General features: G+C 33.8%; 20 protein-coding genes. 18 read left to right on the top strand and 2 right to left on the bottom strand.

Going from position 1 to position 19,672, the window contains the following annotated elements; all coding sequences use genetic code 11:
* Positions 1-168: 168 nt before the first annotated feature.
* The 10 genes from ACSHW7_RS12650 (at position 169) to ACSHW7_RS12605 (ending at position 9,726) form a co-directional block, all read left to right on the top strand.
* Positions 169-1,395 (top strand): DUF58 domain-containing protein, encoded by a 1,227-nt coding sequence (locus tag ACSHW7_RS12650; protein WP_435679724.1) that lies wholly within the window; start codon positions 169-171, stop codon positions 1,393-1,395.
* A 215-nt stretch (positions 1,396-1,610) separates the two neighbouring features.
* A complete protein-coding gene (locus ACSHW7_RS12645; protein WP_435679723.1) occupies positions 1,611-2,039 on the top strand; it encodes a DUF2141 domain-containing protein in 429 nt (142 codons plus the stop codon).
* 233 nt (positions 2,040-2,272) lie between these two features.
* Positions 2,273-2,869, top strand: coding sequence for a hypothetical protein (locus tag ACSHW7_RS12640; RefSeq protein ID WP_435679722.1), 597 nt, complete (start codon positions 2,273-2,275; stop codon positions 2,867-2,869).
* Between the two features lie 275 nt (positions 2,870-3,144).
* Positions 3,145-3,897 (top strand): hypothetical protein, encoded by a 753-nt coding sequence (locus ACSHW7_RS12635; protein WP_435679721.1) that lies wholly within the window; start codon positions 3,145-3,147, stop codon positions 3,895-3,897.
* Between the two features lie 54 nt (positions 3,898-3,951).
* Positions 3,952-4,179: a T9SS type A sorting domain-containing protein gene (locus ACSHW7_RS12630; RefSeq protein ID WP_435679760.1), complete on the top strand. Its 228-nt coding sequence runs from the start codon at positions 3,952-3,954 to the stop codon at positions 4,177-4,179.
* 299 nt (positions 4,180-4,478) lie between these two features.
* Entirely contained in the window at positions 4,479-5,099 is a 621-nt protein-coding gene (locus tag ACSHW7_RS12625) for a hypothetical protein (RefSeq protein WP_435679720.1), read from the top strand.
* A 149-nt stretch (positions 5,100-5,248) separates the two neighbouring features.
* The gene (locus ACSHW7_RS12620; protein WP_435679719.1) at positions 5,249-6,124 is read left to right on the top strand and encodes an alpha/beta hydrolase; all 876 of its coding nucleotides are present in this window, start codon (positions 5,249-5,251) and stop codon (positions 6,122-6,124) included.
* Between the two features lie 92 nt (positions 6,125-6,216).
* Positions 6,217-6,543 carry a DMT family transporter gene (locus ACSHW7_RS12615; RefSeq protein ID WP_435679718.1) on the top strand — a complete coding sequence of 109 codons (327 nt, stop codon included), beginning with the start codon at positions 6,217-6,219 and terminating at the stop codon, positions 6,541-6,543.
* 308 nt (positions 6,544-6,851) lie between these two features.
* Positions 6,852-8,597 carry a serine hydrolase gene (locus tag ACSHW7_RS12610; protein WP_435679717.1) on the top strand — a complete coding sequence of 582 codons (1,746 nt, stop codon included), beginning with the start codon at positions 6,852-6,854 and terminating at the stop codon, positions 8,595-8,597.
* A gap of 193 nt (positions 8,598-8,790) precedes the next feature.
* Complete coding sequence (locus ACSHW7_RS12605) at positions 8,791-9,726, top strand: LysR family transcriptional regulator (protein WP_435679716.1); 936 nt, start codon at positions 8,791-8,793, stop codon at positions 9,724-9,726.
* A 386-nt stretch (positions 9,727-10,112) separates the two neighbouring features.
* Here ACSHW7_RS12605 and ACSHW7_RS12600 read toward each other — a convergent pair whose 3' ends face one another.
* Entirely contained in the window at positions 10,113-10,310 is a 198-nt protein-coding gene (locus ACSHW7_RS12600) for a hypothetical protein (protein WP_435679715.1), read from the bottom strand.
* A 149-nt stretch (positions 10,311-10,459) separates the two neighbouring features.
* Positions 10,460-10,918, bottom strand: a complete 459-nt coding sequence (locus tag ACSHW7_RS12595; RefSeq protein WP_435679714.1) for a DUF4442 domain-containing protein — start codon at positions 10,916-10,918, stop codon at positions 10,460-10,462.
* Positions 10,919-11,130: 212 nt separating this feature from the next.
* On the opposite strand from ACSHW7_RS12595, the gene ACSHW7_RS12590 reads away from it, so the two are divergent.
* The 8 genes from ACSHW7_RS12590 (at position 11,131) to ACSHW7_RS12555 (ending at position 19,648) form a co-directional block, all read left to right on the top strand.
* A complete protein-coding gene (locus ACSHW7_RS12590; protein ID WP_435679713.1) occupies positions 11,131-11,790 on the top strand; it encodes a DUF4870 domain-containing protein in 660 nt (219 codons plus the stop codon).
* Positions 11,791-11,792: 2 nt separating this feature from the next.
* Positions 11,793-11,972: a hypothetical protein gene (locus ACSHW7_RS12585; protein ID WP_435679712.1), complete on the top strand. Its 180-nt coding sequence runs from the start codon at positions 11,793-11,795 to the stop codon at positions 11,970-11,972.
* The gene (locus tag ACSHW7_RS12580; RefSeq protein WP_151894150.1) at positions 11,972-12,307 is read left to right on the top strand and encodes a PadR family transcriptional regulator; all 336 of its coding nucleotides are present in this window, start codon (positions 11,972-11,974) and stop codon (positions 12,305-12,307) included. Before ACSHW7_RS12585 ends, ACSHW7_RS12580 begins: the two co-directional genes overlap by 1 nt.
* Positions 12,304-14,133: a PspC domain-containing protein gene (locus tag ACSHW7_RS12575; protein ID WP_435679711.1), complete on the top strand. Its 1,830-nt coding sequence runs from the start codon at positions 12,304-12,306 to the stop codon at positions 14,131-14,133. Before ACSHW7_RS12580 ends, ACSHW7_RS12575 begins: the two co-directional genes overlap by 4 nt.
* Positions 14,134-14,199: 66 nt before the next feature.
* A complete protein-coding gene (locus ACSHW7_RS12570; protein ID WP_435679710.1) occupies positions 14,200-14,922 on the top strand; it encodes a head GIN domain-containing protein in 723 nt (240 codons plus the stop codon).
* Between the two features lie 86 nt (positions 14,923-15,008).
* Entirely contained in the window at positions 15,009-16,640 is a 1,632-nt protein-coding gene (locus tag ACSHW7_RS12565) for a serine hydrolase domain-containing protein (RefSeq protein WP_435679709.1), read from the top strand.
* On the top strand, positions 16,636-16,989 hold the full coding sequence (locus ACSHW7_RS12560) for a serine hydrolase (RefSeq protein ID WP_435679759.1): 354 nt from the start codon (positions 16,636-16,638) through the stop codon (positions 16,987-16,989). The genes ACSHW7_RS12565 and ACSHW7_RS12560 overlap by 5 nt, the downstream gene beginning before the upstream one ends.
* A gap of 235 nt (positions 16,990-17,224) precedes the next feature.
* The gene (locus ACSHW7_RS12555; RefSeq protein ID WP_435679708.1) at positions 17,225-19,648 is read left to right on the top strand and encodes a TonB-dependent siderophore receptor; all 2,424 of its coding nucleotides are present in this window, start codon (positions 17,225-17,227) and stop codon (positions 19,646-19,648) included.
* Positions 19,649-19,672: the final 24 nt, after the last annotated feature.

Genomic DNA, 19,672 nt, shown 5'->3' with positions numbered 1-19,672 from the left:
TCGAAATTTAAGTTTAAGTAAAAATTCGTACATCGTAATTCTAAAATCGTAAATCCAAAAGTGAAATCATTCTTTAAAAGTCTATACTTAAACCAGCGCTTCTTTGGCTTGCTAATAGCTGTTGTATTGGTGTTTATACTTTCCTATTTTTTTCAGGATTTGTATGGGGTGGCACGGCTTTTATTTTTGATTTTAATGGTGGGATTGCTTTTTGATGTGTTGTTACTTTTCAGAAATAAAACGGGCGTTACCGCGAATAGAGTGTTGCCCGAAAAATTGAGCAACGGCGACGATAACAAGGTAGAGATTACGATTGTCAATAGATACCAGTTTAAAACAACCCTTAAAATTATTGACGAGCTACCCATTCAATGGCAACTGCGCGATTTTATGATTGAGTCAACACTTGCGCCATCGGAGGAAAAACGATTTACGTACCATGTGCGTCCAACGGAACGCGGGGAGTATCATTTTGGTAATTTGATAGTTTTCACAGCGAGCATTTTGGGGTTAGCGTCGCGCAAACATTTGTTTGATGCAAATGCGATGATACCCAATTACCCCTCATTTCTGCAATTAAAAAAATACGATTTTATCGCTTTTACAAATAAGCTGAAATTATTTGGATTAAAGAAAATTAGACGCATTGGCCATACGCTAGAATTTGAACAGATAAAAGATTATGTTTCTGGAGATGATGTGCGGAATATAAACTGGAATGCCACTGCAAAGCGGGGCGCTTTAATGGTAAACCAATTTCAGGATGAAAAGTCACAACCTGTGTACTCCATTATCGACAAAGGAAGAGTGATGAAAATGCCTTTTAGTGGGTTGAGTTTGTTGGATTACGCAATAAATGCTACGCTGGTAATTTCGAACATTGCTATCAAGAAAAAAGACAAAGCGGGGATGTTCAGCTTTAGCCGAAAAGTAGAAGACCGGGTATTAGCACAACGCTCAAAAGCCCAAATGAATCTGATCCTAGAAACGCTGTACAATGTACAAACCGATTTTAGCGAGAGTGATTTTGCGCGTTTATACATTGATATAAAAAGGATGGTGAAACAACGCAGTTTGATGTTGCTCTACACCAATTTTGAAACGATGGACGCACTGCACAGGCAGCTCCCCTATTTGCAAGCCATCAACAAAACGCATTTGTTAGTCGTTATCTTTTTTGAAAATACAGAGCTGAAAGAGTTCAGCGAGAAAAAAGCGGTCACTACGCACCAAATATTTGAAAAAACCATCGCCGAAAAATTTGTCTACGAGAAAAAGTTAATCGTTAACGAACTTCAGAAATACGGCATACAAACTATTTTAACCGCACCCGAAAATTTGACCGTGAATACCATAAATAAGTATTTGGAGATTAAGGCTCGTGGATTGTTGTAGACGGTAGACGAAATTAAAATTTATCGGAGGGAATAGTTTTTTGATTCATTTAGTCTTGGCTCTTGGCTCCTTTTAGTCATCATTCTTTCAGAAATCATATTCAAGATACAGTTCATCATCAAAAATTGACATTTCGGTTTTATAAAGTTTCGTAAAGGTTTGTTCTGTGGCATCTTTGTTTCAGAAATAAAAATCAACCCTTAAAACGTTATATCATGAAAACTATCATCATCTCAATCGCATTATCTATTGCATCTTTTGTAGCCACTGCGCAATCTGAAACTATAACATCAACTGGTAACTCTATTACTGTAACCGTTCCTGTAAATAGTGACGAAGGCAAAATAGGTCTTGCGCTCTACCAAGAGCATAATTTTATGAAAGGCCAACCTTTTCAAGGTACCAATGGCGAAATTAAAGACGGGAAATCTGTTGTAACTTTTGAAAACGTGCCGGCCGGAGAATACGCCATTGTTATTTATCACGATAAAAACAATAACAATCAAATGGATTTTGCGGCAAACGGAATGCCACTTGAAGATTATGGGATGTCAAACAATGTAATGAGTTTTGGCCCACCTATGTGGAGTGATGCTAAATTTGAAATAAATGGCAAAGATGTGTATATAGACATAAGAATGTAGGCACAGTTTTAACCGATACCAACTTTAAAAACCTCTTTAACACCTTTTGTTATAGGGGTTTTTGGTGTTTTGAGAGCTATTTATAAAATTTAAGAACTTTTAAAAAAACTACGTATATACAACTTCTGAAATTTTAGCTTCATTTTGGTTAAACATTAAAAATAACTTTTGGAAAGCATCAATAGTACTCGGAAAATTTTTAACTTGCTTATATACACTAGTTAGCAAACATATTGAAAAAAAACATTCTCATATTACTTATAATACTCACCTCTTGTTCATCATCAAGAATTGAAAAAGTATCGCTGGAAGGCAGGTATAAAGCAAAAGTAGAAGAAGGTTTGATTGAAATTGTTTTAGAAGAGAATAACCGATTTAGTTTTAGAAACGTGATAGGTTTAATCGATAGTAAAAGTAAAGGCGATTGGATTTTAAAAGAAAATAAAATTATACTGAATAGCGACTCGACTTATTTGAAAAACAAAATATTTGTAGATGAAATCAAAACTGAAAGTGAACCATATTTTAAAATTCACTACCCAGATAAATTAGCAGCTTTTGGCGCCTACATAATATTTAATAATAAAGAAGAATTAGGCTACGAAATAAATGATAGCGGAAAAATAAATCTGCCTAAAGAACTAAAAGTATCTAACTTCAAAATCTATCATTTAGGCAAAGAATACTTTTATAAAGTTTTATCGGAAGACAGTTTTGAAGTGACAATTTATTTTGACGACCTTGGGAAGACATATTTTGAAACTGAAGAATATGTCTTAAAAAGAAATAAGCTAATTTCAGAAGAGAAAACTGTATTCGTGAAAAGATGATGAAGAGAAATACGTTTGCTAACAACGCATATAAGCAATGCCGGAGTTTGTGCTCAATTAAAAGTTAAGGTATATTTGGGAGACCGCCAAATTTTTAAATTTGACGATTTCCAATAAAAGGTAAATAGTAAAATTTAAAAATCTGGCTTGTGTTAAATCCGAAAATAATTTTCTAATTTACACGGTACGAGCCATATACAAAACCGTTAGCCATAATATTGACCCGTCCTGAATAAAGGCTCAAGAATTAATAATATTACATAAAAAGAAAAAATATGAAAAAAATACACACAATTTATTTATTACTTTTTGGGTTTTTATCCCAAGCACAAAATGTAATTATTCCAGATGGGAATTTTAAATCAGCTCTAGTAAATACGATTTGTACAGATACAAATGGAAGTGGCCAACCAGATGATGATGTGGATACAAACAACGATGGCGAAATACAAATAAGTGAGGCCAAGGCTGTCACACACTTATTTGTCGGGGGGCAAGATATTACATCTTTAATGGGTATAGAAGAATTTACTAATCTCGAATTTCTTTTCTGTGACAACAATGGAATATCCACTTTAAGTTTTTTACAAAATCCAAATTTGAACGCACTATCCTGTAGCGGGAACAATCTGATAGATTTAGACATAACACAAAATCCGAATTTAGAACTATTATATAGTCTTACTAATCCTTTAGTAAATTTAGATATTTCGCAGAACACAAATCTAACGCATCTAATAATACCTAATAATGAAATTATAAGCTTAGACCTATCTCAAAATGAAAATTTAATTTTTTTTGATGCTGAAAACAATCAACTTATAAATCTTGATATTTCTCAAAATCCAAATTTATTAAGATTAAATGTTAAGAACAATCAACTTGTAAATTTGAACGTTAATATTGGAAGTAACGAAAACTTATCTGTAATGATAGCTTTAGACAACCCAAACTTAATGTGCATCAATGTTTTTGATGAAGACGAAGCAAATTCTACAGGATGTTTTAGTGGCGGAACACAGGGATAGTGTAAGGATGCATCCGCCTCTTACAGTGAAAACTGCACTTTAGGCTTAGCAGAAATAAATACTTCAGAAAATATAACATTATTTCCTAACCCAACCCAAAATTTTATAAATATCAAATCAGATAATCCAATAATAAATTTAAAAGTATATTCGATGGAAGGAATACTTTTAATAGATAAAAACTCTACTAGAATAAATATTTCTGAACTTTCTTCAGGTGTATATTTTGTAAATGTGTCTGTCAATGGTAGAATAATAAGTAAAAAATTTATTAAATCATAAAAAGTTTGTTCTATAAAATACTATGGGCAACAACGCATATAAAAAACAGCGCAATTCGTTGCAAACACAAAGATTTGGGAACTTTTTCGAGGTCGCCAAATTTTTAAATTTGACGATTTTCAATAAAAAAATAAATAGTAAAATTTAAAAATTCGGCTTGAGTTTAACCGAATGGGTAGCGTGCAAATCAGCGCTACTTTTCATATACTCGACCGTTACCCATAAGTTTGAAAAAAACCATTTTCATAATATTTATAGCTCTTCTGTCCATAATTGGATGTAAACAGAAGAACGAAATTATGACTAATTCAGATTTGCCGAAAATCGAAATTTATCTTCCAAAAGAACGAATCAAAACTAAAGATGGAGTAGAAATAACTCGTGAATGGAATTTTATCGAAAGTACGAGAACTGATAGTTCTATGATTCATTCAAATAAGTTATTGCGTGAGTTTGCGCGTTTGGATACAGTTACTGATAATTATATTTATGCAGGAAGTTACAATGCAGATGAAGATGATTTAGATATTAATCCATTCATTTATGAAAATGAAATAATTAGCTTTGACTTCGAAACGAGCGAATTAGAAATAAGCGCAAGTGGCGCGGAAAAGCTATGGAATTTACAAGAAGATTTCATTTATAGTCGACAATTTATTATAACGGCGGACAGAAAACCGATATTAACAGGTTATTTTTATGGGATACTTTCTTCATCCTATGTAAATCATTTTTACATTTTTTATGAGAATGGTGGTTTTGGCGAGAAAAAGCCGGTTTTTGAAAATGAAAAATTAAGAATTGAATATAATTCGAAATCAATGAAAGGTTTTTTTAAAACGGATAAAGAAAAATATGATTTTAAAACAATTGCTGAATTTTACAATGCATTTAAACTAAGCGGAAGGATTGCGGAGTAAACCTATGGGCAACAAAGAATATAATCAATGCGGAAGTTGTTGTTTAATTAAAAGTTAAGGTATATTTGGAAGTCGCTGTATTCTTACCTTAAATTCAAGGGATAGTTAATTTTTCAGCACTTCTTTTGTTTAGACATTATTCAAAAAACATGAAACCAAAAAGACCAACAAGTTTGAAATTATTATTTGCTTTAAACTTAATATTCTTTATTCCTCTAGCAAATTTTGCTCAAACAAACGAGACTATTTATTTATGGTCGGGTAATGTCCCCGGTGAAAATGAGGTAAAACATGACCCTGTACAAACAGCAAACACAAAGGGTAATGTTATTAGATTGACTGACGTAACGAATCCCGCATTAATCGTTTTTGAACCAGAAGCATCTGTTAATAATGGCGCAGGTATTATAGTATCGCCAGGTGGAGGATATAAAACACTGTCAATCGACAAGGAAGGTTATGAGGTGGCTGCATGGCTTAATACATTGGGTTTTACTGCCTTCGTATTGCAATATCGTGTACCTGATAAACAAGAACAAGCTTTGTATGATATTCAAAGAGCGATAAAAATCATCCGTAATAGAGCAAAAAGATGGGAGTTAAATCCTAATAAAATAGGGGTACTAGGCTTTTCGGCAGGAGGTAGTTTGAGTGCAAGAGCATCCACAAGATTTAATTATGACTCCTATGAAAAATTAGATGCCATTGATACTTTATCCAGCAGGCCAGATTTCGCACTGCTTATTTACCCCGCTTATCTTGACAAAGGAGAAGAAAGAAGTATTACACCCGAGTTACAAATTACTAAAGATATACCTCCATTTTTCATTTTTGCAACGGCAGATGATGAACATGCCAATAGCGCTCTTGTAATGGCAAGCGCTTTAAGAGATAATCAAATTCCAGTTGAATTACATTTGCTTTCAAACGGTGGACATGGTTATGGATTGCGACATGGCAATATTGCGGCCGAAACTTGGCCAGCACTAGCAGAAATTTGGTTAAAAAATATAATTTTGGATTAACACCGTAAATTATCCGTTTTTAAAGCTGGATTTTTGCGCTGAAAAAAATTCAACAGTATAAAAACATCAAATCAAATAAGTGATAGGTTAAAATGAATTGGATTATAGTAATCATAGCCGGGCTGTTTGAAGTAGGTTTTGCTGCATGCCTTGGAAAAGCAAAAGAAACCACAGGCACCGAAACAGTATTTTGGTACATCGGGTTTATCGTATGTTTATCCATCAGTATGTTGCTACTTGTAAAAGCAACTCAAGAATTACCTATCGGCACTGCTTATGGTGTCTGGACAGGAATTGGTGCGATTGGAACAGTACTATTGGGAATTTTTATATTTAATGAGCCTGCTACATTTTGGAGACTATTTTTTATCTCAACCCTAATAGCTTCAATCGTTGGATTGAAAATCGTTTCAAACTGAAATTGATTTGTTTAATAAAAGAAATTTAAATAGTTGAAATTTCAGACTTCACTAAATATAAAAGGATTAAAGTGAATTGCATTTTCTGAAATATTGATACAAATACTATCTTATTTTTCTTCGGAAATTTTATATAATCAAACCCCTAAATATTTATTTTAAACTCGTTCATACTAATTAAAAAATGTTTGGAAAAAACATCAAAATCACTACTGTTTTAGGGAAATGACATTTATATGACATGTAAATGTCGGATAAAAGGCAAGCGGTATTCAATACATTTGTTTCAGAAAAAAAAAATTTAAATCATGAACAATCAGTCCATTGCCGACAGACTAAAGTATCTAAGAAAAAGTAAAGGGTTCTCCCAAGAAGAATTGTCTCTTAGAACAAATGTTACAATACGTACGATACAACGTATTGAAAAAGCTGAAGTTAATCCACATTTAAATACTATTAAGTTGCTCGCTGCTGCCTTAGAAGTTGAAGTAAATGAGTTAATTCCTCTAGAAAATCCTAAAGAAGAAACGATTAAGAAAAAATGGCTTTTGCTATTACACGCGACTCCGCTATTAGGAATCTTTATTCCATTATGCAATGTACTTCTCCCCCTTTTTATTTGGATACACAAACGAGAGGACAATCCCATTTATGACAAGCACGGAATTAAGATAATCAACTTTCAAATAACGGCTTTGCTATTAGCAGCCTTATCTTTTGTGAGCTTACTAACTATTGAAAAATGGGGGTTTATTTTCTTTATAGCTACAGTTCCTGTTTGTATTGGTGTTGTGATTTTCAACATTATTTATGTTCTCAAAAAGGAAAAATGTTACTATCCGTTATCTATTCCATTTTTAAAATTCAAACAATCCGGTGTTTTATCTAGTATCATATTTCTTGTAGGAATATTTGTACTTGGCAGCTGTACTGTAAATAAAAATGAAAATGTTGAAAGGTTAGATGGAAGTACTATTTCTAAAGATTCATTGACTCATAGAATACAACAATTGGCAACCAACTCAGACGTTCAAGGATTAGGGGTTGTAATTTTCAATAATAAGCAACCTGATTATAAACATATTTTTGGATATAAAGATATTTCTGAAAAATCGACCTTAACAGATTCCACAAACATCTATGGAGCCTCTTTGAGTAAAGCTGTTTTTAGCGTAATTGTTATGAAATTAGTGGAAGATGGTATTATTGATTTGGACACGCCTCTTGAGTCTTATCTTCCGAAGAAAATTTATGAATATGAGCCAGTAACGCGTTGGCACGATGATTATTCAGACCTCAAAACCGATAGTCTGTATCATAACATTACTGCAAGAATGTGCTTAAATCATACTTCGGGTTTTCAAAATTGGAGGTCTAGGGATTTAAAATTGCAGACGAGCACGATACCCGGTGAGCATTATGAATATAGTGGTGAAGGGTTTGTTTACTTGCAGGTTGTTTTAGAAAAGATAACCAGCAAAGGACTAGAGCAACTTGCCCAAGATATTGTGTTCAAACCTTTAGGCATGAAAAATTCAGCTTATGAATGGAAACCGAAATTTGAAAAAGATTATGCAATAAGTTATGCAAAAAATGGAGGTGTTTTCAAGAAGGATAAAGATAACGAGCCAAGAGCGGCAAGTACGTTAGAAACTACATTTGAAGATTATATCATCTTTCTAACAGCAGTTTTGCATAAGAAAGTCCTAAGTGAAGCATCTTATAATGAGATTTTTAGCCCACAATTCAAAGTTAATTCTTTGGCTCAGCTCATTGAAGACAAAAAAGCAACTGATGTCGAATTTGAAAATATCAAATTAAGTTATGGTCTAGGTTGGGGATATCTTGAAACTCCTTATGGGAAAGGGTATTTTAAAGAAGGACGTGGAAGCGGATTCCACCATTACTCCATACTATTTCCAGCATTGGACAAGGGAGTTTTGATTATGAGTAATTCAGAAAATACGGGAATTATTTTTAGGGATTTATTAGAACTTACTATGGCAGACAAACACATGCCATGGCAATGGTTCAGTGAGATACCATATAAATAAGGCTACAAACAAAATGTTTGTTAAATATGTTGCTAATGTGTTTTTAATGGATAAATGTTAACTGAATAAAAAATTCTCAATTAATTGATTATTTTTTATAAAAGCACCAACTTAATCATAAGAAAAATCTAAATTAAATTAATATTCTATCAATATTTCTTATCTTTGAAATGCAACCACATTTCAAGAGATTATGACAATTACCCAACTCAAATACGTACTCGCCGTAGCCGAAAATCAAAACTTTACAAAAGCAGCTCAAAAAACATTTGTAACCCAGCCTACGTTGAGTATGCAAATTCAAAAACTGGAAGAAGAACTCGATATCCTTATTTTTGATAGGAGCAAAAAACCCATTGAACTTACGGTTGTTGGGCAAAAAATAGTACGCCAAGCAAGAAACATCGTTAATGAGAGCGAGCGCATGCAAGATGTGGTCGACCAAGAAAAAGGATTTATTGGTGGTGACTTTAATATTGGTATTATTCCGACGGTAATGCCAACATTGCTTCCTATGTTCTTGCGAAATTTCACAAAAAAATACTCTAAAGTCCACCTCAAAATTGAAGAACTCACAACTGAGGACATCATTAAAAAACTAAAAGAAGGGCATTTGGATGCTGCCATTGCTGCGACTCCTTTAGAACAAGATAATATTAAAGAACGTCCTATTTACTACGAACCGTTTGTAGGATACATTCCAGAAAGTCACAGACTTTTTGAAAAGAAGAAAATAAGTAGCGAGGATTTAGATTTGGATGATTTATTATTATTAGAAGACGGACATTGTTTTAGAGACGGTGTTATCAATCTTTGTAAATCAAAAACAGCGACTCAAGATGATAGCTTCCAACTACAAAGCGGAAGTTTTGAAACTCTCATAAAATTATCAAATGAAGGTTTGGGTATGACACTTCTACCCTATCTGCACACCTTAGACCTTACCGACACTCAAAAAGAAAAACTACGTTACTTCAATGAGCCATCTCCAGCAAGAGAAGTAAGCCTTATCTATAATAATAGCGAACTTAAAATGCAAATTGTCAATGCAATGTATGACGTAATCGCAGGCGTAATTCGTGGTGCGATTAGATTTCAAGATGTGAAGATTGTAAGTCCTTTGAAGTAGAAAGAAACTCTTAAGAAGTCTGACTGATAATTATCTTTAATGTCTGGTTGAGCGCAGTCGAAACCTAATTTTTATAAATGCAATCAAAAACCAAAACACCCATTAAAATATTTATCAATATCAATTTTAACCTCATTAGGAATATCATAATTTAGATAATAAATAAGACAACAATCAAAATATTCAATTTTTATCAATGTTTTCTTTATTTCCTCAATGAATAAAAAAGATTCATAGTGTTCATATGATATTGAATTTATCTTTGAAGTAAAACATTTAGTAATTTCTGATGCTCTCTTCAAAGTTAATACCCGTTTATTATTCATCTTAATTTGTGCTTAAAAAAAACGTCCTTCAAAAAAGTTTTTGAAGGACGTTTTTCCCGTTTAAGGATTTAACTGAATTAAACATTGATTGAGTTGAGGGTTTTCTGCAATGAGTGAATTAACCCATATTTTTAATTCCTCAATTTCGTAAGGAAGTAAACGTGATAATGCTTTTTCAAGCTCTTTACAGAAAAGATTAACATCAAAGCTCACTTTTGAAAGTACTGCCTTTGTGTAATCATACATTGCTCTAGCCATAATATTGATTAGATGTTAGGGTTAAGTAGTGTTCTCTCTATACGCTTTATGTTTTAATTAATCTGTTTTAAATATAACGAAAAAAATCGTTCAACGCTACAAAGTTTGGGTAATTAACACAGTCAATTATAAACAAAAATTTTAATTAACTATTTATTAGGCTTTAACCGCACCGTCCATTCAAATTCAAAAGTTGAAACTAAGTCGCCACTTTCATCCGTCCCAATAGATTTCATCCAGAAAGTCTGCCCCTCTCCGGTAGCAATCGTATTATTAATTGCTTCAGAAATGAGGTGTCCATCGCTACACGTAAAATTAATTCTACCTGTCGCTTTTTTACTGAAATTTGCCTTATTGTTAGCAACAAGCATTGAAATATGCTGCCCGCTTTCTTTAATCGCCCCCATTACCATCGCTCCGGTTGATAATTCGGCAGCCATTCCTTGTACGGCCCAAAATAGAGAATTAAACGGATTTTGATTGATCCATTGATGCTTTACCGAAGTCACACAACTAGTTTCAGAAATCTCCTTAACACGCACCCCCATAAAAAATACAGACGGCAGTTTAAATAAGGTGAACGTATTAATTTTTCGCTTCGAAATCATATTTAATTGTGTTTATAGCGAAGATAATTATATCCTATTAAACGTAGCCAATACAAAAGTCACATTTTAAACCAACACAAATAAAACAATCCTAAGTGTTGATTAGTAGATATTTAAATATTTTACAAATGTTAAAAAAATGTTAATTTTAGTACTATGCGTAACATAATACCTTTTTTAAGACATATATTTGTATAAGAAATTAATAGGCAATGGAACAATCAATCACAGAAAATCAAAAAAATATAGGTGCATTTATACACGCCTCTACATTTTTGAAATACTTTTTTCCCTTCGCAAACTTTTTTGCGCCACTCCTTTTATGGACACTCCATAAAGAGAAACGTTTTTTAGACCACCACGGGAGAGAAGCTTTAAACTTTCAATTGAGTATATTTATTTATGCCTTGGGTATCGCACTGTTAAGTGTACCGTTCATCGCTATTTTCGCGACAGATTTTATAAGTCTTATAGAAACGCTTGAAAGAGCGACAGAGGACCAAGCGATGAGTCAATTTTCAAATCTGGGCGGTTACATTGCTTTATTTGTCATATTTGGGTTGTTACTTTTTGGGCTATTCCTTTTTGAATTATACTATGTAATTACAGGTACAATAAGTGCCAGCAAGGGGGAGAATTTCACATATCCGTTGAGCATTAAATTCATTACAATTTCGGATCACGCTGAAGACGTGACAAGAACGCAACAATTTGTAAATAACCCGCAGGATGAAACTTCAGAAGAAATGAATTCAGAAACTAATAGTTCCGAAGAAGAAATTTCCGAAGAGAAAAAAACACAACATTACAATAGTACATCTAGTAGCGTAGATGATATTATAGACGACACAACCACACCAAAAAACAAGTAGCTATGGAAACACTCATCAATCTCATTCTAGCCGCCGCGCTCTATTTTACAGGTGCACAGGCTGCTCACGAACAAGAAATTACACAGCAACAAAAAATAATAACGCCTCAAGAAATTTGCTGTGATATTGACACACAAATAGGCTTTATCAAAAACGAACATTTTAATAACAACCCACACTAATGAATATTGAAAACACAAAAGCGCAAATGCGTAAAGGAGTGCTGGAGTACTGTATTCTCTCTATCTTAAAAGATGGCGAGGCCTATACAAGTGATATTCTAGAGAGCCTAAAGGACGCAAAATTGCTGGTGGTCGAGGGAACAATTTATCCCTTGCTTACACGCCTTAAAAACTCAGGATTGCTTTCCTATCGCTGGGAAGAATCAACGAGCGGACCCCCACGCAAATACTATGACCTCACAGAAACCGGTCATCTATTTTTAAATGAATTATCAACCACTTGGAGCAACTTGCAAACGGCAGTTTCTAAAGTAACCAATACCACCAAAAAATGAAAAAGACAGTAAATATTAATCTAGCAGGAACTTTTTTCCACATCGATGAAGATGCTTTTGGAAAATTACAACGCTACCTCGATGCCATACGTCGCTCGCTGAGTGACCCACTGGGTGGTGAAGAAATCATTCGTGATATCGAAGCACGTATTGCTGAACTTTTTTCTGAAAAAATTGAAACGAACTCACAGGTAGTTTCAACTAAAGAACTGGATGAAGTCATCAAAATTATGGGACAGCCCGAAGATTATACCATGGGTGAAGCAAGCTACGAAGAGGATATGGCAGATGCACCTAAGGATAATCAAAACTACGAATCTAAAACACGAAGCCCACATAAACAATTATTTAGAGACATTGACAACAAATTTGTGAGTGGTGTTTCGTCTGGATTAGGGCATTATTTAGGGCTTGACGCTATTTGGGTACGCCTTTTATGGATACTCCTAACCTTCCTTACAAGTGGTACGGCAATCTTGGCGTATGTTCTTTTTTGGATACTCGTTCCAGCGGCTCAAACCACTAGCGAAAAATTAAAAATGACTGGCGAACCTATAAACATTTCGAATATCGAAAAAAAGTTTAATGAGGGTTATCAAAACGTTGCAGATAGCATAAAAAATGCTGATTATGACAAGTATGGCGACAAGATCAGAAAAGGATCGTCAAACTTTTTTGATACCCTCGGAACTGTAATCGTTACCATTTTAAAAGTGTTTCTTAAATTCTTCGGAGTCATTTTAATGGTCGTAGGATTAATGAGTTTAGTAGGTATCATTATTGGGCTATTCGCTTTTGGAACCTTCGGGATTTATGATAATGGCGTGGGATTAGACATGTGGTATTTGGTAGATGCATCAAACACACCGGTTTGGGTGATTTCAATGCTAGGTATTTTTGCTGCAGGAATCCCAATGCTTGTATTGTTTATTTTAGGACTTAAAATTGTAGCACCAAATGTAAAATCAATTGGAACTCCAGCAAAAATCACATTATTAGTTTTATGGTTGGCATCACTGGGAGTTATCGCTGTATTGGCTATCAAACAAGCAAGTGCGAGAGCGTATGACAACAGTGCAATTACTGAAATTGCTGTACCTGTAAATGCTTCGGAAATTTTTAGGGTGAAAATGCGTGCTGACAAGCAATATAGTTATGAGGTAAATAGACACGGAGGTTTGAAATTGAGAACTAACCAAAGCGGTGAACGCGTTATCTATTCAAATGACATACGCTTGATTGTGCGTCATACGAATGATTCGGTAGGAAAATTAATCATCGAGCGTACCGCGGAAGCAGCCGATTTTATTGAAGCTAAAAACTATGCTGAAGCTATTGATTATAACTATACGCTTACAGGAAATGAATTAGTACTCGACGGATTTTTCACGACCTCGATGGATAATAAATTTAGAGACCAAGAAATTGAAGTGGTATTATATTTACCAAGCGGGACACAGTTGATGGCCGATAAAAACACATATTCATTCCACCGCAACGATTCTCGTTATAGAGATATATTGAATAATGGCGACGAAGGCAAAACGTTGCTAATTACTCCCAATGGAACAGAATGTTTAGACTGCCCTACCACCTCAACTAATTCAAGAGGAAACTATTATGACTATGACCAAGAAAGAAGTACCGGAGAATATCGTAATAATAGCTGGGAACAAGAAGTGGAAGATGGTCTAAATGGAACTGAAAGAGAGCTTAACAATGTTGACAGAATATTGCAGGAAAAAGAAAGAGAGATTCAACGATTGAAAGACTCATTAGAAAAGGGCAAGAATATCAAAGTAAATATCACAACTGAAACTTATTAATTCATCTTTTTTGAAAAAATTCATATTTTTAATGTGAGTTATATTTCAGAAACTAAACCAATCATTATGAAAACAACAAAAATAGTAATCATGCTTTTAGGAGTCCTTTCGATAAATTCTTGCATAGGAGATTTTAATATCAATAGAGTAAATGGTAACGGCGACGTTGTTGTTGAAAACAGGAGCATAGGTAATGATTTTGACGGCGTAAAAGGAAGCTCGGGACTCGAGGTTATTTTAACGCAAGGGACGGAAAATGCACTCAGAGTTGAAGCAGATTCTAACCTTCAAAATATGATTGAAACTTATGTGGACGATAACACACTTTACATTAAAACGGAAGGAAATATAGGAGACGCAGCCAAAAAAACGGTCTATGTAACCTATACAACACTTTCTAGCATTAAAGCAAGTAGCGGGGCAAATGTAAGTTTGAATAATGAATTTAAGAATGAAAAAATCACTCTTGATGCAAGCAGTGGTGCTAATATTACTGCGAGTATTTTTTCTAAAGACGCGTATGTTGAGACTAGTAGCGGCGCTAATATAAATGTGGAAGGAAAGACTAAAACTTTACGAACTAAAGCTTCTAGTGGTGGACATATTGACGCTAAAGATTTATTATCTGTTTCCTGCAACGCAAAAGCCTCGAGCGGCGGAAATATTACAGTGAACACAAAAGATGAGCTTGAAGTAAAAACAAGTAGCGGTGGTCAAGTAAATTATACGGGCGACCCTATTGTTAAAAACAATAGTAGCAAACACAATAACAATGTGAGCAGACTATAACGCTATCGACGTCTGTGATCTGAAAATCCCGAAACGTGTTTTGTTTCGGGATTTTTTTATCAAATTATTCATAAAAATATATAAACATGAAATCAAAATACATCATACCTATTATTGCTTGTTTTCTATTTTGCTGCAATAGAAATGTCAATTCCATCAATGCACAAACAAATGAAGCAAATACTATTTCCTTTTCAAAAAATGATATTGCTAAAACAACCTCAACACAGCCTAGTTTCTCAAATAGTTTCACGCTGAATGGAGACGAATTTTTGAATATCCATTTTAAGTTAAAGACGCCTCTTATTGAAAGCCTGCAATTGATAGAACCTAATTTTACTGAAGAAAAATTATTAGAGAAAGGAAACTTTCAATTTACATTTTTAGTAGATGGCAAAATAGTTTACGTTGAAAACTTAAATAAAGGAGCAGGATTAAAAGAGTTTAAAACAGAACAAGTCAATCATTCAATCCGTTTAGTTACGCCAGAACCCATAGATTTTTGGGGTTGGTTTATGTGGCTTAAGTTTATGAAATTAGGTGGAGGTCAAGATGTTTTAAGCAATGGAACACACAAATTAAGTGTTGAAGTCCGAGCATATTTACAACAAGACACTCTAAAAACAAGCCCTGTTTTGGCCAAGGGGGATATAACCATCGAAGTTGCTGAAATTCCAATAGATGAAAGTCTGGTGCCGGTTCAAAATATTGAACCAATTAGTGGATGGGAGCTATCAAAAGATACTTTTGATGTAAAAAAAATTGAAGCTTTAAATAGAAAAATAGCAGAAAAAAGATTTGAGGATATCAACGGAATCTTAGTTATAAAAGAAGGAAAACTTTTAATAGAAGAATATTTTAATGGGAAAACTAGAGATAGTCTGCACAACCCGCGATCTGTTGGGAAAACGTTTGCTTCAACATTACTAGGAATTGCCATCGAAGATAGTTTTATAAAAGACGAAAATGTTTTATTAAAAATTTTTTATAATCTAAAATCGTTTGAAAATTATAGTATGAAAAAAGAATCTGTAACATTAAAATCACTTTTAACAATGAGTTCGGGATTTGTTGGTGATGATAGTGACTATAATAGTTTAGGTAATGAAGAAAATATGTACCCGACAAATGACTGGGTTAAATTCGCTCTCAATTTACCTATGGATGAAAATAAAATTATTGGAAAAGACTTTGCTTATTTCACTGCTGGTGTTGTTGTTTTAGGCGACATTATTCATCAATCTGTACCCAACGGATTGGTTTCTTACGCAGAAAAAAAATTATTTACACCTCTTGGCATTACAAATTACCAATGGCAATATACTCCTCAAAAAGTAGGTAATACCGCTGGGGGCATTCAACTAAGAGCCATTGATTTTGCAAAATATGGTCAACTATACAAAAATAAAGGCGCTTGGAACGGAAAACAAATTTTAAGCGAGCAATGGGTAGAAAAAAGTCTGGACAAACAGATAAAGCAATCCACAGATGATGATAATTATTATGGATATTTATTTTGGAACAAGACTTATACAGTAAATAAAAAGGAATATGAAGTCTCCTATTGTAGTGGCCGTGGAGGCAACAAGATTTTTATTTTTAAAGACATTCCATTTGTAATCGTCATTACTTCTTCAGCGTACAATATACCAAATGCACATAGCAATATTGATCAAATGATGACTGATTATATATTACCGGCAGTATTAGAAGATTAATATTTCTGAAATTATTATAACAGAAATTTTAAATACAGTAACCTCAATAACCAATGAACAAACTTTCAAATTTGAACCAAGAACAAAATTTCAATATTCGGGCGAGGGTTTTGAATATCTTCGGAAATCTATTGAAAATAAACTCAATAAACCGTTTGAGGAAATTTCCGAAGAACTACTATTCAAACCATTGGGAATAAACAACACGCATTTTTATTGGACTCCAGAAGTAAATGAAACTGATTATGCTGTTGAACACGATGAAAATGGATTGGTACTCTGGCAGAAGATTATCTCTGAGTATTTCGGGGAGACTGGAATGGAGATTGTGAGAAGGAATTTGGATTAGTAAAGCTTATATTTTCAATTTTAAAACAATATTATAAATAGATTCTATCTTCACTAAAATCATATTTTCGGAAAATCCTGAAACAATATTTCAGGATTTTTTTTTAATAAATATGAGCGTATCAATCGATTACAAATTCCTTATTTAAATTTATTATAAATAGCTTGCGTATTCCAAAAGTGGGATTTACATTTGCCAAAAATCAACTATTTATATTAAGTCTAAATAAAAACAAATGAAAAATCTACTAAAACTTTTTCTCATATTACTAATAGCGAACAGCGCTATTGCTCAAAACGGAATAATATCTGGAACTGTAACCGACTCCAATCAAACTCCTCTTTTGGGAGTAAACATTTCTTTAAAAAACTTAACCATAGGAACGCAAACCAATGAAAATGGAGGTTTTAAAATAAGCAATTTAGAAAACGGTGATTACACCCTAAAGATTTCTTATGTAGGATTTAAAACAAGAGAAATTGCCGTATCTATTGTGAATAATCAAAACCTAGATTTAGAAAAAATCACGCTCTATGAAGGAAACGAAATCTTAAACGAAGTTATCTTGGAAGGAGAACGTCGCAACAAATTTTCAAGAAAGAAGACTGCTTATGTTTCCAAATTACCATTAAAGGATATTGAAAACACTCAAGTATATAGTACAATTACAAACGAGATTTTACAATCGCAGGTGGTTACAAATTTTGACGACGCACTAAAAAATGCTACCGGTATTGAACAGCTTTGGTCTTCAACAGGACGCGGTGGCGACGGAGCTGGTTATTATTCACTACGAGGGTTTTCCGTTCAACCACAATTGGTTAACGGTTTACCAGGGCTAACAAACGGAACTATCAATCCTGCTAATATAGAACGTATTGAAGTGCTCAAAGGTCCTTCTGCAACGTTATTTGGAAATGCAGTGAGTTCTTATGGTGGACTCATTAACGTGGTAACAAAAAAGCCATATGCCGGTACTGGTGGTCAATTATCCTTTACGTCTGGAACCTACGGTCTCAATCAAATAGTGGGCGATTTTAATACGGCTTTGAGTAAAGAGGATAATTTATATTTCAGAATCAATACAGCGTACACTACAGAGCAAAGTTTTCAGGATGCAGGATTCAGAAAATCTTTTTTCGTTGCACCTTCTCTTTCATATAAAGTGAACAACAAATTATCATTTTCTTTTTATGCCGAAATCACAAAAGCGGAACAAACCAACCCTATGTTCCTATTTTTAAACAGAAGCGCACCAACAGCAGCTTCCAATCTTGATGAATTGGAATACAATAGCAAGTTGTCATTCACGAGCAACGACTTAACACTACAAAATCCAACACAAAATTATAGAGCTGAAATGGATTATAAATTGTCAAACAATTGGCAATCGCAAACGTTACTTTCCAAAAGTTCCACGTCCACAAATGGCTATTATTCTTACTTATTTGATTACGGAATTTTAAAAGGCAATACCTATTCTCGCTTTATCAACAAACAAAATGCGAATACACAAACGACAGATATTCAGCAAAACTTCATTGGTGATTTTAAAATAGCTTCTTTAAGAAATAGAGTGGTCATTGGAGTAGATTATTTTAATGCAACACAAACCGACAATAGCACGGGCTATGCCTTCTACGGAAATATAACACCTAACGGAAACTCGAACGGAGACAACCCTTTCACTCCAGAAATAGAAGAAGACGCATATCCTTTATCAACTTCAGGAGTTGACGCTATTTTGGCATCGCAAGGTGTTAGCAATGTAAAATCTAAGTATCATATTTACAGTCTATATGCCTCTGATGTGTTAAATATTACAGATAACCTATCTGCAATGGTTGGTTTACGATTAGACCATTTTGACAATGAAGGTGATTTGTTAAATCCTGAAGATGATTTTGCCCAAACGACGCTGTCACCAAAATTTGGAATTGTTTATCAGCCCATAAAAGATAAATTATCGGTTTTCGGAAATTACCAAAATGGGTTTACTAATGTTGCACCGCAATTAGTAGGAAATCCTGATGAAGGGCCACAAACGCTACAAACATTTGACCCAGAACAGGCCGACCAAGTTGAATTTGGTATAAAAACCAACCTCTTCAAAAATAGGCTGAATGTCACTGCAAGTTATTACGATATTAAAGTGAAAGACCGTGTCATCACAGACCCATCATCTCCTTTCAATAAAATACAAGGTGGTGAGGTGGTAAGTAAAGGATTTGAAATTGAAATAAATGCAAATCCAATTAATGGATTGAATATTAGAGCAGGATTTAGCAACAATGACAGCGAAACAATAAAATCTGATAATACCGAAATTTTAAATAGAAGACCTTTAGAAGCTGGACCAAAAAAATTATACAACTTTTGGGCAAATTATGAAATTCAGGAAGGAATTTTACAAGGTTTTGGAATCGGTGCTGGATTTAATGGAGCGAGTGAACGCTTCGCAATAAACTACGAATCTACCGGAGAATTCATATTACCAAGTTATACCATTGTAAATACTTCTGTGTTTTACCAAGCAGATAAGTACCGTATAGGACTGAAATTAAATAATGCATTCAACAAAGAATATTACAAAGGCTGGTCAACTATTAGTCCCCAACAGCCAAGAGCCTTATTGGCAAACATTTCATATCAGTTTTAATTAGTCAAGTAAAAAAGGGCAGCG

Origin of the sequence: Patiriisocius sp., assembly GCF_051252435.1 — a bacterium.
Lineage (GTDB): Bacteria > Bacteroidota > Bacteroidia > Flavobacteriales > Flavobacteriaceae > Patiriisocius.
This window is presented reverse-complemented; position numbering and strand designations above follow the sequence as displayed.

Excerpts from the sequence above, each read along its gene's own strand:
- ACSHW7_RS12645 (WP_435679723.1), top strand. The coding sequence starts at position 1,611 with ATGAAAACTATCATCATCTCAATCGCATTATCTATTGCATCTTTTGTA.
- ACSHW7_RS12635 (WP_435679721.1), top strand. The coding sequence starts at position 3,145 with ATGAAAAAAATACACACAATTTATTTATTACTTTTTGGGTTTTTATCC.
- ACSHW7_RS12625 (WP_435679720.1), top strand. The coding sequence starts at position 4,479 with ATGACTAATTCAGATTTGCCGAAAATCGAAATTTATCTTCCAAAAGAA.
- ACSHW7_RS12620 (WP_435679719.1), top strand. The coding sequence starts at position 5,249 with ATGAAACCAAAAAGACCAACAAGTTTGAAATTATTATTTGCTTTAAAC.
- ACSHW7_RS12615 (WP_435679718.1), top strand. The coding sequence starts at position 6,217 with ATGAATTGGATTATAGTAATCATAGCCGGGCTGTTTGAAGTAGGTTTT.
- ACSHW7_RS12610 (WP_435679717.1), top strand. The coding sequence starts at position 6,852 with ATGAACAATCAGTCCATTGCCGACAGACTAAAGTATCTAAGAAAAAGT.
- ACSHW7_RS12605 (WP_435679716.1), top strand. The coding sequence starts at position 8,791 with ATGACAATTACCCAACTCAAATACGTACTCGCCGTAGCCGAAAATCAA.
- ACSHW7_RS12600 (WP_435679715.1), bottom strand. The coding sequence starts at position 10,310 with ATGGCTAGAGCAATGTATGATTACACAAAGGCAGTACTTTCAAAAGTG.
- ACSHW7_RS12595 (WP_435679714.1), bottom strand. The coding sequence starts at position 10,918 with ATGATTTCGAAGCGAAAAATTAATACGTTCACCTTATTTAAACTGCCG.
- ACSHW7_RS12590 (WP_435679713.1), top strand. The coding sequence starts at position 11,131 with ATGGAACAATCAATCACAGAAAATCAAAAAAATATAGGTGCATTTATA.
- ACSHW7_RS12585 (WP_435679712.1), top strand. The coding sequence starts at position 11,793 with ATGGAAACACTCATCAATCTCATTCTAGCCGCCGCGCTCTATTTTACA.
- ACSHW7_RS12580 (WP_151894150.1), top strand. The coding sequence starts at position 11,972 with ATGAATATTGAAAACACAAAAGCGCAAATGCGTAAAGGAGTGCTGGAG.
- ACSHW7_RS12575 (WP_435679711.1), top strand. The coding sequence starts at position 12,304 with ATGAAAAAGACAGTAAATATTAATCTAGCAGGAACTTTTTTCCACATC.
- ACSHW7_RS12570 (WP_435679710.1), top strand. The coding sequence starts at position 14,200 with ATGAAAACAACAAAAATAGTAATCATGCTTTTAGGAGTCCTTTCGATA.
- ACSHW7_RS12565 (WP_435679709.1), top strand. The coding sequence starts at position 15,009 with ATGAAATCAAAATACATCATACCTATTATTGCTTGTTTTCTATTTTGC.
- ACSHW7_RS12555 (WP_435679708.1), top strand. The coding sequence starts at position 17,225 with ATGAAAAATCTACTAAAACTTTTTCTCATATTACTAATAGCGAACAGC.